General features: G+C 63.7%; 13 protein-coding genes and 4 tRNA genes. 11 read left to right on the forward strand and 6 right to left on the reverse strand.

The genetic code is table 11. From position 1 onward, the window contains the following. Positions 1-2: 2 nt before the first annotated feature. A complete protein-coding gene (locus tag AB5Y94_RS17410; protein WP_042049829.1) occupies positions 3-911 on the reverse strand; it encodes a LysR family transcriptional regulator in 909 nt (302 codons plus the stop codon). 76 nt (positions 912-987) lie between these two features. Here AB5Y94_RS17410 and AB5Y94_RS17415 point away from each other — a divergent pair, with 76 nt between their 5' ends. The 4 genes from AB5Y94_RS17415 to mdtD all read left to right on the forward strand — a co-directional run bounded on the left by AB5Y94_RS17415 (position 988) and on the right by mdtD (position 5,710). Beyond that, positions 988-1,605 carry a LysE family translocator gene (locus tag AB5Y94_RS17415; protein ID WP_368206224.1) on the forward strand — a complete coding sequence of 206 codons (618 nt, stop codon included), beginning with the start codon at positions 988-990 and terminating at the stop codon, positions 1,603-1,605. 123 nt (positions 1,606-1,728) lie between these two features. Beyond that, positions 1,729-3,123, forward strand: coding sequence for a D-arabinono-1,4-lactone oxidase (locus AB5Y94_RS17420; protein WP_368206225.1), 1,395 nt, complete (start codon positions 1,729-1,731; stop codon positions 3,121-3,123). 9 nt (positions 3,124-3,132) lie between these two features. Next, positions 3,133-4,260: a GTP-binding protein gene (locus AB5Y94_RS17425; RefSeq protein ID WP_368206226.1), complete on the forward strand. Its 1,128-nt coding sequence runs from the start codon at positions 3,133-3,135 to the stop codon at positions 4,258-4,260. A gap of 61 nt (positions 4,261-4,321) precedes the next feature. After that, a complete protein-coding gene (gene mdtD, locus AB5Y94_RS17430; protein WP_362850577.1) occupies positions 4,322-5,710 on the forward strand; it encodes a multidrug transporter subunit MdtD in 1,389 nt (462 codons plus the stop codon). Between the two features lie 9 nt (positions 5,711-5,719). Here the strand turns inward: mdtD and AB5Y94_RS17435 are convergent, their stop codons facing one another. From AB5Y94_RS17435 to folB, 3 genes are all read right to left on the reverse strand, one after another. Further along, complete coding sequence (locus AB5Y94_RS17435; RefSeq protein WP_017766433.1) at positions 5,720-6,202, reverse strand: YbaK/EbsC family protein; 483 nt, start codon at positions 6,200-6,202, stop codon at positions 5,720-5,722. 121 nt (positions 6,203-6,323) lie between these two features. Further along, entirely contained in the window at positions 6,324-6,833 is a 510-nt protein-coding gene (folK, locus tag AB5Y94_RS17440; protein WP_368206227.1) for a 2-amino-4-hydroxy-6-hydroxymethyldihydropteridine diphosphokinase, read from the reverse strand. Positions 6,834-6,885: 52 nt separating this feature from the next. Beyond that, a complete protein-coding gene (gene folB / locus AB5Y94_RS17445; RefSeq protein WP_005305573.1) occupies positions 6,886-7,257 on the reverse strand; it encodes a dihydroneopterin aldolase in 372 nt (123 codons plus the stop codon). A gap of 176 nt (positions 7,258-7,433) precedes the next feature. Between folB and plsY the strand changes: the two genes are divergently transcribed. The 6 genes from plsY to AB5Y94_RS17475 all read left to right on the forward strand — a co-directional run bounded on the left by plsY (position 7,434) and on the right by AB5Y94_RS17475 (position 10,109). Beyond that, a complete protein-coding gene (plsY, locus tag AB5Y94_RS17450; RefSeq protein WP_016352149.1) occupies positions 7,434-8,096 on the forward strand; it encodes a glycerol-3-phosphate 1-O-acyltransferase PlsY in 663 nt (220 codons plus the stop codon). A gap of 47 nt (positions 8,097-8,143) precedes the next feature. After that, positions 8,144-8,219: transfer RNA gene (locus tag AB5Y94_RS17455), tRNA-Phe, on the forward strand. A gap of 52 nt (positions 8,220-8,271) precedes the next feature. Beyond that, positions 8,272-8,347, forward strand: a tRNA-Thr gene (locus AB5Y94_RS17460). A gap of 3 nt (positions 8,348-8,350) precedes the next feature. Continuing rightward, a tRNA-Phe gene (locus AB5Y94_RS17465) sits at positions 8,351-8,426 on the forward strand. Positions 8,427-8,434: 8 nt separating this feature from the next. Continuing rightward, a tRNA-Asn gene (locus AB5Y94_RS17470) sits at positions 8,435-8,510 on the forward strand. 255 nt (positions 8,511-8,765) lie between these two features. After that, positions 8,766-10,109, forward strand: coding sequence for a potassium channel family protein (locus AB5Y94_RS17475; protein ID WP_124249718.1), 1,344 nt, complete (start codon positions 8,766-8,768; stop codon positions 10,107-10,109). A gap of 27 nt (positions 10,110-10,136) precedes the next feature. Here AB5Y94_RS17475 and AB5Y94_RS17480 read toward each other — a convergent pair whose 3' ends face one another. Then, positions 10,137-10,469: a hypothetical protein gene (locus AB5Y94_RS17480; RefSeq protein ID WP_139725680.1), complete on the reverse strand. Its 333-nt coding sequence runs from the start codon at positions 10,467-10,469 to the stop codon at positions 10,137-10,139. 381 nt (positions 10,470-10,850) lie between these two features. Between AB5Y94_RS17480 and AB5Y94_RS17485 the strand changes: the two genes are divergently transcribed. After that, entirely contained in the window at positions 10,851-12,023 is a 1,173-nt protein-coding gene (locus tag AB5Y94_RS17485) for a nucleoside recognition domain-containing protein (RefSeq protein WP_368206228.1), read from the forward strand. Between the two features lie 60 nt (positions 12,024-12,083). Here the strand turns inward: AB5Y94_RS17485 and AB5Y94_RS17490 are convergent, their stop codons facing one another. After that, entirely contained in the window at positions 12,084-13,097 is a 1,014-nt protein-coding gene (locus tag AB5Y94_RS17490) for a chemotaxis protein CheV (RefSeq protein WP_005305558.1), read from the reverse strand. Positions 13,098-13,190 lie beyond the last annotated feature (93 nt).

The raw sequence follows: 13,190 nt of genomic DNA on the forward strand, positions 1-13,190 counted from the left end.
CGTCAGGTGAGGGCGTGCAGCCACTCCGCGAGCCTGGCGTGGGCACTGCCGGGAGCGGGAGGCGCGGGGGCGAGCAGGTGATAGCCGGTGCCATCCGCAATGAAGCCGAGCGGCGCCACCAGCAGGCCGGCTTCTATGTCGTCGCACACCTGCCGGTAGGGGCCGATGGCGACTCCCAGCCCGGCAACCGCCGCCTGCAGGCTGAAGTAGAAGTGCTCGAAGGTCTGCCCCGGTGCCTCCTCGCCGGCGGACTGGCCGGCGTGCTGCAGCCACTCCTGCCAGGCCCCCGGCCGGGTCTTGGTGTGCAGGCGGGGGGCGCCAGGGCGCAGGGCCGGGCCGTTGGCCCCCGTTTCGAAGAAGTGCGCCACCTTGCCCGGCTGGCAGACCGGCCCGGTCAGCTCCTCGAACAGCGGCTGGCTGTAGAGCTCGGCGGGCCACTGGAAGTCGTTGCGCCGGATGGCGAGATCGATGCCGCTGCCGAAGTTGAGGGCACCGCCACCGGCCATCAGATGCACGTCCAGCTCGGGGTGCAGGGCCTGGAAGGCGGGCCAGCGCGGGATCAGCCAGCGCATCAGCAGGGTCGGCTCGCAGGAGATGACCAATGAGGATGGTCGCCCCTGCTGGCGCAGTGCCTGCGCCGTCTGGCGGATGCCGCCCAGCCCCTCCCTGACCGCCTGATAGAGCCGTTCGCCCGCCTCGGTCAGAAAGACCCGGCGCTGGCGCCGCTCGAACAGCATGACCCCCAGATCCTCCTCCAGCAGGCGCACCGCCCGGCTGACTGCGCCGTGGGTGAGGTGCAGCTCGTCGGCGGCGCGGCTGAAGTGTTCGGTGCGGGCCGCCACCTCGAAACAGCGCAGCGCAGTCAGGGCCGGCAGCGACAGGCTTTTCTGTGAATTATTCTCACCGTTCATGTCAGAAGTTATCGTTCGTTATTGGTGCTATGGCCAAATAAAATAGCCGATATTCCATCTGATCAGGACTGTTTTCATGACCGAACTGTTAGCCGTAGTGGCCATTACCTTCTTTGCCGTCATCAGCCCCGGGCCCGACTTCGCCATGGTGTCGCGCAACAGCCTGCTGCTCTCGCGCCGCAGCGGGGTGCTGACGGCGCTCGGCATCGGCGCCGGGGTCTGCGTGCACGTCACCTACACCCTGCTCGGGGTGGGGCTGCTGATCCAGCAGTCGCTCTGGCTGTTCAACCTCATCAAGCTGGCGGGGGCCGCCTACCTCATCTTTCTCGGCATCAAGATGCTGCGGGCCAAACCGGCGACCGCCGAGGTGCTGGCCGAGCAGCCCGCCCTCTCCAGCCTGGGGGCGCTGCGCACCGGTTTTCTGACCAATGTGCTCAACCCAAAGACCACCATCTTCATCGTCAGCCTGTTCATGCAGGTGGGGCAGCCGCAGACGCCGCTGGCGGTCCAGCTCGGTTACGGCGCCTTCATCGTGCTGGCCCACGCCGTCTGGTTCAGCGCGGTGGCGATCTTCTTCTCCACCGACTCGGTACGGGGTCGGCTGCTGGCGGTGCGCCACTGGATTGATCGGGTGTTTGGCGCTCTGCTGGTGGGATTCGGCATGCTGCTGGCACTGACCCAGCAGACGCGCTGAGGCGAGGGGAGAGGCGCTCTCCCTTATCCACCCCCGACTGTAGGGGCTTGTTTTTCATGCCTTGTGGTCCGCTTTTCGGTAGAATTGGCGCTCATTTTGACGTCAATAAAGATGAGGGGCGGTATGACGGTCAGGTTCCAGGCATTTCACAGCATCAAGGCGATAGGTCAGCGGGAGGTGCTGTTCAACTGGTCCAGGACCAATCCCCTCGGTGCGCTGGAACAGGTGTGGCGTCCGAAGAGTCGCGACGAACTGCAGCAACTGCTGCGGGAAAATCCCGAGCGCAAGCTGCGCCTCATCGGCTCCGGCCTCTCCTTCGAACCCATCCACAGCGTCTATGCCGAGGGCAGCCAGGCGCTGCTGGTGGACTTGCACCACCTGCGCGGTCAGTTGGCGCAGACCGCCGATACCGTCACCTACCAGGCGGGCACCCCGCTCGATACCGTCTACGCCGATCTCATCGCCATGGAACGGATGCTGCCGGCCTCCCCCGGCGTCATCGGCATCCAGACCCTGGGCGGCGCCCTCAGCACCGGCACTCACGGCCAGGGGCTGCACCAGTCCGCCCTCTGTGATGCGGTGGCGGCCCTGACAGTGATGCTGGCCAGTGGCGACATCATCCGGGTGGATCGCACCGACTCGCGCTTCGGTGCCTTCGTGATGGGGATGGGCATGCTCGGCATCCTGCTCGACGTCACCCTGCAGACTGTGCCCAACCGCATCATGCGCTGCACCAAGTTCACCACCGACTACCCCTTCCTGCTGGAACACAACGAGCGGCTCAACCGCGAGCACGCCTTCGTGAAAAGCTGGTGGTTCGCCTGGACCGGCGAGAGCCACATCTGGCTGGTGGACCCCGCCTCTGAGGAGGAGGTGGCCCGCTACCGCGCCGGTGGCAGCGAGCCGCTGCTGCTGGAGGGCGACATCGACGCCCGCATGAATGCCACCATAGATGCGACTCTGCAGAAGATGGCCAAGGACACCAAGGATGAGGCGCTGGCCGGCGAGCACTTCGAGACGGTGCGCCGCTTCAAGGATGCCTCCGATCTGGTGGGCAACGTCTACCAGATCCTCTGCAAAGGGATCCCGGCGCCCCAGATCAACTGCGAAGTGGCGGTGCCGCTCCATCGCATGAACGAAGCGCTGGAGACCCTGCAGGCCTGGCAGCAGGCCAACCCGGGCGTGCTGCACTACCCCTTTATCCTGCGCTGCACTGGCCCCTCCAAGGCCTGGCTCAGCGCCGCCTATGATCAGTCGGTCTGCTGGATCGGGTTCCTGGTCTATCTGGCGGCGGACGGCACCTTCGTCAACGGCTCCATGGAGCAGATGCGCGAGCTGCAGCAACTGCTGGTGCCGCTTGGCGGCATCCCGCACTTTGGCAAGCACCTGGCGATGGATCTCTACGACTTCCCGGCCCTGCTGCCGCGCTGGCACGACTTCCTGGCCCTCAAGGGCGAGCTCGACCCCCACGGCCGCTTTGAAAACCGCTGGCTCGCCGACCTGTTTGCCAACCGGTAAGGATTTGACATGACCGATATGCAAGATACTCGCATCCCCGTGACCCTGCTGACCGGCTTTCTCGGCAGCGGCAAGACCACATTGCTCAACCACTGGGTCAAGCAGCCGGAGCTCGGCGAGTGCGCTGTGCTGATCAACGAGTTCGGCTCGGTGGGGCTGGATCACCACCTGGTGCAGCAGGTGGACGAGCAGGTGGTGCTGCTCGATTCCGGCTGCATCTGCTGCTCGGTGCAGGGCTCTCTGGTGGAGGCGCTGCAGGGGCTGTTTATGAAGGCCATTCAGCGCAAGATCAAACCGTTCAAGCGACTCATCATCGAGACCACAGGCCTCGCCGATCCGGCCCCCGTGCTGTTCACGTTGAGAGAAGAGGGTTTTATCGCCCAGCGTTACCGCTTCGACGGTACCGTCACCGTGGTGGATGCCGGCCATATCGAGCAGCAGCTGGCGGCTCAGTATGAAGCGGTGAAACAGGTGGCGCTGGCGGATCTGCTGGTGGTGAGCAAGGGCGACCTGGTGGATGAGGAGACGCTGGCACGGGTGGAGGCCCAGCTGGCGGCCCTCAACCCGGCGGCCCCCATCGAGCAGGTCAGCAATGGTGTGCTCTCGCCCGCCGTGCTGGAGAAGCTGGGGGCCTACAACGAGGCGGCCGGGCGCGACGTGCGCCAGCTGCTGGCCTGGCTGCGCACCGAATCCCCGAAACAGGGGCTGGCCTCGCCGATGCAGCCGAAGATGAAGCCGTTCGCCGCCAAGGTGGGTACGGCCGCGCCGACCCACTTCGAGCACGGCAATATCGAGAGTTTCTCCCTGCGCATCGGTGAGCCGCTCAAGCCCTCCCGCCTGCTGGCCGCCATCGACGCGGTACAGGCGCAATACGGCGATGCGCTGCTGCGGCTCAAGGGCATCTTGCAGCTGGAAGGAGAGAGCCAGCCGGTGGTGATCCACGGCGTCCACGGCCAGCTCTATCCGCTGCAGGCGCTAGGGGAGTGGCCGGAGGGCAAGGCCCAGTCCCGACTGGTGTTCATCGTGAAGAGTCAGGACAAGGCGGGCATAGAGCGGTTGTTCCTTGATACGCTCAAGGCCCCCGAGCCCAGCCTGGAAGAGCAGCTCAGAGCCATGCTCGGCCAGCCTGATGCCTGATGTAATGAGATGACCCGCGCTTGTGCGGGTCTTTTTTTGTCTGAAGAGGAGGTGGCTGCAGATGCCCGATAGCACACACATGGTGACCCCTGCCCAGCGCAAATGGCTGCCGCCGCTCACGGCGGTCGGTTTCTTCATGCAGACGCTGGATGGCACCATCCTCAACACCGCCCTGCCCAGCATGGCCGAGACCCTGGGCGAGAGCCCGCTGCAGATGCAGTCGGTGATCATCGCCTACATGCTGACGGTGGCGCTGCTCATTCCCGCTTCCGGCTGGCTGGCGGACAGATTCGGCACCCGCCGCATCTATCTGGCCGCCATCCTGCTGTTTACCCTGGGCTCTCTGGCCTGCGCCGCCGCCAACTCCCTGCCGGTGCTGGTGGCCGCCCGGGTGCTGCAAGGGATCGGTGGCGCCCTGCTGATGCCGGTCGGCAGGCTGGCGGTACTGCGGGTCTACAGCAAGCACGAGCTGCTGCGGGTGATGTCGTTCGTCACCATCCCCGGCCTGGTGGGGCCGCTCATCGGCCCGGCACTGGGTGGCTGGTTGGTGGAAGTGGCGAGCTGGCACTGGGTGTTTCTCATCAACCTGCCGGTGGGGTTGCTCGGCTTCATCGCCAGTTGGTACTTCATGCCGGACTTGCGACAGAGCACGGCCAAATTCGACTGGCAGGGATTCGTGATGTTCAGCGCCGGCATGGTGCTGGTGTCGGTGGGCCTGCAGGGGCTGGGGGAGCACAGCATCTCCACCGGCTGGGCGCTGTTTGCCCTGTTGTTCGGGCTGGCCGCCATGGCGAGTTACTGGCTCTACGCCGCCAATGCCGAGGAGCCGCTGTTCGGGCTGGGGCTGTTCAAGACCAGCACCTTCGCCATCGGCATCTGGGGCAACCTGTTCGCCCGCCTCGGCAGCGGCGCCATGCCGTTTCTCACCCCGCTGTTTCTGCAACTGGGGCTCGGCTTCTCGCCGAGCAAGGCGGGGATGACCATGATCCCCACCGTGCTGGGGGCCATGCTGACCAAGACGCTGGTGAACAAGCTCATTCCGCGCATCGGCTATCGCCGCATCCTGATCGGCAACACCCTGGCGCTCGGGGTGATGATCGCCAGCTTCTCCCTCATCGACAACCAGCTCCCCTACGGGGTGCTGCTGGGCTGGTTGATGGTGTTTGGCGCCATCAACTCGCTGCAGTTCTCCGCCATGAACACCCTGACCCTGCAGGATCTCAGCCCGGAGTTCGCCAGCAGCGGCAACGGCCTGCTGTCGGTGGTGATGCAGCTCTCCATGAGCCTGGGGGTGGCCATCGCCGCCAGCCTGCTGGGGCTCTTCTCTGCCGGCTCGTCGGCGGCGGATAGCCAGTGGCTGGGAGGCTTTCACCTCACCTACCTCTGCATCGGCCTGATGTCGATGCTGGCGGCGCTGATCTTCGCCCAGCTGGCGCGGGACAAGCGCTGAGCTGCAGGCTCAGGGGGCCGGCAGGTAGCTCACCTGGCAGGGCAGCTGGGCCAGCAGTCCGGCCAGGTGGGCGGTTTCCAGCAAAAAGGTTTGCTCGGGGTGGCCGGGGGTCCAGGTAAAGGCGTGGTGATTCATGAGCACAGGATCCACCAGCAGCGGGATGTCGGCGCGGGGCAGGAAGGGGCAGACCGCGCCCGGCAGGCAGCCGATCTCGGCCTGCATCTCGTCGGCGGTGCAGATGGAGGGCTTGGCGCCGAGCGCCGCCTTGACCGCCTTGTTGTCGAGCCGGCCGTCCCTGTGGGTCAGCAACAGCGCGAAGCGGCCATCCTTGAACTTGAGAAACAGGGTCTTGCTGAACTCGGCTTGCCAGCCGAGACGGGCTCTCACCTTTTCATCGGTGGCGTAGTCGAGGATGGGCTCGTGCTCGAAGCGCTGATGGGGCAGTTCGGCCAGCAGCCGGCAGTTGAAGTCGTGAATGGTATCGAGTGGCATGGGGTTCTCCTGTGATGGCGGCCATCCTGCCACTTGCCGCGGCGCAGGCCCAATCACGGTTTCTTATCCGTTATCAGCTCTGTCCATCAGCAACAAGGGCACCCGTGGGTGCCCTTGTCGTTCAGTGGTGCTGCAATGCGCCCGCTTCCCAGTGAAAGGGAATAGGGCAGAGCCGTTGGGAGGCCTTGTCGTAGCACGCCCACAGCTCGTCGATGGTGCGGCCATCGACGGGGTGGCAGAACTTGGGCGCCAGCTCGGCCAGTGGCCAGAGCACGAAGGCGTTGCTGAGGATCTCGCCGCGCGGCAGCACCAGCGGCGTCTCGCAGACCAGCTCGCCGTAGAGCAGCAGATCGAGATCCAGGGTGCGCGGGGCGAACTTCTTGGCATCCGGCTCGCGGCCGTGGGCGAATTCCATGGCGCGCAGCCGCTGGCACAGGGTCGCCAGCGGCAGCTCGGTGTCGGCACCCACCACCAGGTTGTAGAAGGGGCGGCCGTTGAAGCCTACCGCCTCGCTCTCGAACACCCGGGAGACCTGCAGCTCGCCAAACTCGGCCTGCAGCGCATCGAGGCCGGCGCGGATATGGCGTTCCCGCTCGATGTTGGATCCCAGGCTGATATAGACACGAGTCATGCGGTGCTCCCTGTCATCTGGCTGGATCCCAGGCTGATATAGATGCGGGTCATCAGTTGGCGCTCGCGGCCGGGGTGCGGTGACGCAGGATCTCGACACCGACACCGGCGGCATTGGGGACGGCGCCCGGCTTGGTCAGGGTGACCTTGACCCAGTGCACCCGTTCGTCGGCCAGCACCAGCATGGCGACCTGTTCGGCCATGGTTTCGACCAGCTCCACCACCTTGCTGGCGACGTGATCACAGATCTTGCGAGAGAGGGTGGCGTAATCCAGTGCCAGATTGATATCGTCGGTTGCGGCGGCGGGGCGGTTGTCGAACCCCATCTCGAGGTCGAAACAGAGCTTCTGGCGAATGCCTTTCTCCCACTCGTATACACCGATAGTGGTCAAAACCTCGAGTCCGCGAATAAACACCTTGTCCATGACAGTACTTCTTCTTTACTCTTGATGGGCTGTGATGACAGCGCAGGGATGCAGGCCTGGCCAGCGGATGAGTGCCGGCGGCCGGTTTGGGCGACACGCGGTGGGCAACCCCACGCAGGCGCCAGAGAATGTGGCCCGCATCATACCCCATTCATATCGTGGTAAAAACGACCAAGATGACGGCCCTGACGATTTTGATGATTATTCTGGCCTACCTGGGCGGCTCGCTGTCCAGTGCTGTGCTGGTTTCCCGCATCACGGGTCTGCCGGATCCCCGTGATCATGGCTCCCACAACCCGGGGGCCACCAATGTGCTGCGCCTCGGTGGTCGGCTGGCGGCCGTGGTGGTGCTGCTGCTCGATGTGCTCAAGGGCACGGCTCCCGTCTATCTCGCCTGGTATCTGCAGATCAAACCCGTCTACCTCGGCTTCATCGGGGTGGCAGCCTGTCTCGGCCACATGTACCCCATCTTCTTCCACTTTCGTGGCGGCAAGGGGGTGGCCACGGCGCTCGGCACCATGATGCCCATCGGCTTCACCATGGGGGGCGCGGTGATCGGCACCTGGCTGCTGGTGCTGCTGGTGAGCGGCTATTCGTCGCTGGCCTCCATCATTACCGTGCTGCTGACCCCGCTCTTTACCTACCTGCTCAAACCGGAATACACGCTGCCGGTGTCGCTGCTCTCCTGCCTCATTCTGATCCGTCATCACGAGAACATCGCCCGCCTGCTGAAAGGGGAGGAGCCCAGAGTCTGGGGCCGCCAGAACCGCGCCGAGCAGGAAGAAGTGCTGGAAATGGATGATCCTGAGCAAAAAAGAGACGAACGAGACAAAAAGTGAAATTTCCCGTTGACCACCTGCCTTAAAATCCGTTTAATAGCGCCCACGCCCAGATAGCTCAGTCGGTAGAGCAGGGGATTGAAAATCCCCGTGTCGGCGGTTCGATTCCGTCTCTGGGCACCAAATTTTGGTGTCGTGAAAGAAAAACTTGTTCATGCACAATGGTTTAAAGTGTGCCGGCTTAGCTCAGTAGGTAGAGCAACTGACTTGTAATCAGTAGGTCACCAGTTCGATTCCGGTAGCCGGCACCATTTGCCCAGATAGCTCAGTCGGTAGAGCAGGGGATTGAAAATCCCCGTGTCGGCGGTTCGATTCCGTCTCTGGGCACCACTTATAATTCCTCCTTAGCTCAGTCGGTAGAGCGACGGACTGTTAATCCGCAGGTCGCTGGTTCGAGCCCAGCAGGAGGAGCCAATTCAAAAGCCCAGCAGCAATGCTGGGCTTTTTCTTTGCCCGTTTTCCGGCATCCGGTGCCCCATTGAGCAAGATCTCGCCAGCTCGGCGGCAAGTTGTCGCAGTGCCCGTGCTGTACCGTTCCCGCCAGTGACTTCCCCAGCCCGCCTAGTATGATGGCGTGATGAGTCCCTATTCTGCCCATCTTGCCCTGGCGGCCTCTGTCGCATCGGTGGGCGCAGGAACACGGGACCGCTTTCTTGAGTGAGGTCATGCATGAATGCAACAGAGCTTTGGCAGCTTTCCCCCGAACAGTTCAACGAGTGGCGCCGGGCCAACGACTATCCCCTGATCTGGGATCTGCTGGTGGCGTCGCTGCCCCATTTCGACGACTGGATGACGGAGCAGAAGATCGACAAGCAGGTGATCTTCCAGATCGGCATCGCCCGCTTCATCAGCTCCCGCTGCGTGCTGAGCCTGTGCCTCTACATGAGCGACGACAAGATCAGACTCTATGAGACAGCCTCGAGCGCGCTGGAGTCCCTGCGCAAGAGCGGGCTGATCCGCGCCGAGACGCGCTTTGAACCCTATTGCATGTGGCTGGCCGGCAAGCATGGCAAGGACGAGGTGAAGCGGGTGCAGAGCCTGCTCTCGGTCTCCGAGAACAACAAGGGGGAGGCCCAGGTACTGGGCAGGCACCGGCTGCTCAACATCGGCGGCATCGAGCTCAAAAGCCCCATCATCTCCGGCCGGCTGCTCGACTTCACCTGCCTGGACGAGCTCTCGCTGGATGGCGCCGTCAACAACTCCAAGGTCTATCTGTGGCACTGCTCGGCCAAGGGGGTGAGGGTCAACGGCGGGGTGATCGGGCTCGATCTGTTCGACTCCCTGCTGTGGGACCACAGGGCCTGGGCCAAGAAGCGGGAGCTGGCGCTGGAGGACGGGGTGTTTCAGGACTTCACTATCGAGTGTGAAGAGATCCGCTTTCACTCCTCCCGGGCGGTGCTGAAAAACTTCAACGTGCGGGCCAAGAACTTCGACGCCACCATGGAGCACACCAACCTGGACAAGGTGCAGGTGGCCTACAACGAGAATGGCCGGGTCGATCACAGCGAGGCCAGCAAGCTCTACCGCAACGCCAAGCGGCTCTTCTCCAGCGTGGGCGACACCGTCGATGCCGGCGAGTGCTACTACAAGGAGAAGCTGCACGAGATGAAGTCGCTGGCGAGCCCCAGGGAGCTGTTCAAGGAGTGCTGGCTGCGCAGCGGCTGGCTCAAGAAAGGCTGGCTCACCCTGCTGTGCTACCTGAAATGCGCCGCCAAGTTCATCAGCTTCATCACCTGGGGCTTCGGCGAGCGGCCGATCCGCAGCCTGCTGCTGTCGATGGGGGTGATCCTGCTGGCGACCCTGACCTATTATCTGGCGCCGGGATCGGTCACCCATGACCATCTTGGGCGCTCGCTCTATTTCAGCATCGTCACTTTCGTAACCCTGGGCTATGGCGACATCTCCCAGACTTCCTCCCCGCTGCAGCTGCTGTCGGCCATCGAGGCCTTCTGCGGCATGTTCCTGACCGGACTGTTCCTGGCGGGGTTTGCCTCCAAGACCAAGCAGTATTGACGGCGCGCCGGTCACTGGTCGAGCGGGTCAGCGGGCTGGCGTGATCTCCTGCATCTTGAGCCAGAAGGCCTCCTGGCAGGGGTTGTGGAACAGCTTGCGCGCAGGGGTGATGGGGATGGGGCTGGCGACCACCCGGTAGCTGATCCAGCACTCCGGACAGACTTGTGGGGAGGGCTCTTCGTCCAGCTCCAGCTGGTGGCAGATGACCACGCCATTGGCGAACCAGTAATGGGTCTGCCGGTGGTGGGTCAGGGTGCCGCTCTCGTCCTGCTCGCTGTGTTGTTCGCTCTGCTGGCGGACGAGTATCGCCGGTCCTGCCTGGCGGTGGATGGCCTTGATATAGGTCACGAGGTCGTTCATGGTGCTGCCGGATGGTAAATGACGGAGTCGATTGCCGATGGGGAAGCTTACCCGCGCAGGCGCTGGGCGGCAATCCGCTCCGGTCGCCCCCTTGTTTCGCCGACCGGCCCCAGTTGCTATACTGCCGCCCCGTTTCGTCGCCGGGCTGGCCGTGGTGCCGGTGCGCTGGCGCGAGACAGGCAGACTGGACAGGATCGTCCGGCCACCCGTTTTCTACTCCCCGGTTCAGTCGCCAGCGTGGTGGGCAGTCAGCCCACATGGCACAGTTCGAGTCCGGAAGAAGAATCAATGCAAGGAGCCCTTGTCGCAAGACAAGGGCTCCTGCTTTATGGGTGCCATAACAACAATACTCACCACACAGCGACAGATTTCAGGATTGGTATGGAAAATCAAGCAGTTAAAGATTCTCACCAGGGGGCGGCCTCCCTTCGCCGCTGGTTGGAACCGGTATTGGTACTGGCCATCCTCGGCAGCCTGTTTGGCTACCTCGGCAGCCAGATGGGCCTCTCCGCCCTGGTCAACACCCTGTTCAACACCGCTCACCAGCTGCTGCTCAACACAGTGCTCTTCATCATGGGCATTACCGTGCTGTCGGGGGCACTCAGCCAGCTGCTCAGCGAGTTCGGGGTGATCCGCCTGCTGGAGGTGCTGCTGGCGCCGCTGATGAAGCCGGTGTTCCGGCTGCCGGGCCGCACCGCACTGGCGGCCCTGATGACCTTCTTCTCCGACAACCCGGCGGTGATCAGCCTCGCCAGGGACAGCCGCTTTCGCAAGGGCTTCACCCCCTGGCAGCTGGTCTCGCTCACCAACTTCGGCACCGCCTTCGGCATGGGGCTGATCGTGGTGACCTTCATGGCCACCCTGCAGCTGCCGGGGGGCGAGTCCACCGCCAGCGCGGCGCTGATCGGCCTGCTCGGCGCCCTCATCGGCTCCGTGGTGTCGACCCGCCTGATGCAGCGGATGATCCGCCCGCTGGTGGGGGAGACCCCGATCGCCGACGAGGTGGCGAGCGTGGGGGCCAAGCCCGGACTGCGCCGGGAGGCCGCACCCACCTGGCTGCGGGTGCTCAATGCCCTGCTGGACGGCGGCAAATCCGGGGTGGAGCTGGGGATGGCGGTGATCCCTGGGGTGCTCATCATCAGCACCTTCGTGATGCTGCTGACCTTCGGCCCTGGTGAGAAGGGGTATACCGGCGAAGCCTTCCAGGGGGTGGCGCTGCTGCCGGTGCTGGCGGCCAAGGTGGGCTGGCTGTTCGAGCTGCTGTTCGGTTTCACCCACGCCGAGCTGGTGGCCTTCCCGGTCACCTCGCTGGGGGCGGTCGGGGCCGCCATGTCGCTGGTGCCCCCCTTCATCGGCAAGGGCTGGATCACCGGCAACGAGGTGGCGGTGTTCACCGCCATGGGCATGTGCTGGAGCGGTTTTTTGAGCACCCACACCGCCATGCTGGATGCGCTCGGCTATCGTCATCTCACCTCCCGCGCCATCGTGGCCCACACCGTCGGTGGCCTGTGCGCCGGGGTGGCGGCTCACCAGCTCTACCTCTGGCTGGGCTGATCCATCAAGCAGCAAAAGGGCGCCGAGGCGCCCTTTTGCTTGCATGGCCGACTGGCGGCCTCACAGGTTGCCCGGTTTGGGAATGGGGATGCCGAGCAGGAAGTTGTCCATCATGCCGACCATGCGGCCCAGCTCCGGTTTGGTGATGGTGTCGTTGGCCCCCAGCTGCAGCGCTTTTTGGCGGTTGTCATCGCTCATCAGCGACGAGAACATGACGATGGGAATGGTCTTGAAGGCGGGGGTATCGCGCAGTCGCTTGAGCAGGTGCATGCCGTCCATGCGGGGCATCTCCACGTCGGTGATGATGCCGCTGACGAACTCGGCCACCGGGATCTTCTCCTCCTGCGACAGGCGATCGAACTCCATCAACATCTCCAGCCCGTCGCCCCCGTCCTTGGCGGTCACCACGTTGTAGCCCGCAGTGCGCAGGGTGGTCTCGATCATCTTGCGGATGAAGGCGGAGTCGTCCACCACCAGGATGGTTTTGGCCTGGCGCATGGCCATCATGCGATCGTCGATGATGACCTTGCGATCCTGGGTCACATCGTACTTCTCCATGCTCAGCTCTGGGTTGATGTCGGCGATGATCTTCTCGAAGTCGAGGATCATGATGAGGTTGCCATCGCGCCTGACCACCGCCACCACGCAGTCATTCTCGCCCGCCTCCAGGAACTGGCTGGGGGACTCCACATCCTCCCAGGAGACCCGGTGGATCCTGCTGACACTGTCGATGAGGAAGCCGTTCGCCATCTTGTTGAAATCGGTGACGATGACCACCTTGTTGCTGTTGTCCGGGTTGGTTTTGATACCAAGCCAGCCGGCCAGATCCACCAGCGGGATCAGCCGCTCGCGCAGGGAGAAAACCCCCACCATGTGACGCTGGGCGTTGGGGTAGTCGGTGGTCTCCGGCACCCGGATCACCTCGCGCACCTTGGCGACGTTGATGCCGTAGTAGGCTATTTTCTCGCGGCCATCGGGCAGCTGCTTCTTGAGGTGGAATTCGATGATCTCGAGCTCGTTGGTGCCGCTCTCGGTCAGAATGGATTTACGCTCTTCCCCGTCTTTGGCCATCATGGTCACTCTCGTGCTTCTGGTTGCGCTGGCAGCAGCCGCTGCGGTTTTCCCTCAGTATAGGAATGGATCCGCCGCTGACGACGGGATCCACAC

It is taken from the genome of Aeromonas sp. s5 (genome assembly GCF_040907865.1).
GTDB lineage: Bacteria > Pseudomonadota > Gammaproteobacteria > Enterobacterales > Aeromonadaceae > Aeromonas > Aeromonas dhakensis.

Coding starts and splice junctions, on each gene's coding strand:
- folB (WP_005305573.1), bottom strand. CDS start 7,257: ATGGACAAGGTGTTTATTCGCGGACTCGAGGTTTTGACCACTATCGGT.
- AB5Y94_RS17420 (WP_368206225.1), top strand. CDS start 1,729: ATGACGGTCAGGTTCCAGGCATTTCACAGCATCAAGGCGATAGGTCAG.
- AB5Y94_RS17435 (WP_017766433.1), bottom strand. CDS start 6,202: ATGCCACTCGATACCATTCACGACTTCAACTGCCGGCTGCTGGCCGAA.
- mdtD (WP_362850577.1), top strand. CDS start 4,322: ATGCCCGATAGCACACACATGGTGACCCCTGCCCAGCGCAAATGGCTG.
- AB5Y94_RS17490 (WP_005305558.1), bottom strand. CDS start 13,097: ATGATGGCCAAAGACGGGGAAGAGCGTAAATCCATTCTGACCGAGAGC.
- AB5Y94_RS17425 (WP_368206226.1), top strand. CDS start 3,133: ATGACCGATATGCAAGATACTCGCATCCCCGTGACCCTGCTGACCGGC.
- AB5Y94_RS17410 (WP_042049829.1), bottom strand. CDS start 911: ATGAACGGTGAGAATAATTCACAGAAAAGCCTGTCGCTGCCGGCCCTG.
- AB5Y94_RS17415 (WP_368206224.1), top strand. CDS start 988: ATGACCGAACTGTTAGCCGTAGTGGCCATTACCTTCTTTGCCGTCATC.
- AB5Y94_RS17475 (WP_124249718.1), top strand. CDS start 8,766: ATGAATGCAACAGAGCTTTGGCAGCTTTCCCCCGAACAGTTCAACGAG.
- AB5Y94_RS17480 (WP_139725680.1), bottom strand. CDS start 10,469: ATGAACGACCTCGTGACCTATATCAAGGCCATCCACCGCCAGGCAGGA.
- plsY (WP_016352149.1), top strand. CDS start 7,434: ATGACGGCCCTGACGATTTTGATGATTATTCTGGCCTACCTGGGCGGC.
- AB5Y94_RS17485 (WP_368206228.1), top strand. CDS start 10,851: ATGGAAAATCAAGCAGTTAAAGATTCTCACCAGGGGGCGGCCTCCCTT.
- folK (WP_368206227.1), bottom strand. CDS start 6,833: ATGACTCGTGTCTATATCAGCCTGGGATCCAACATCGAGCGGGAACGC.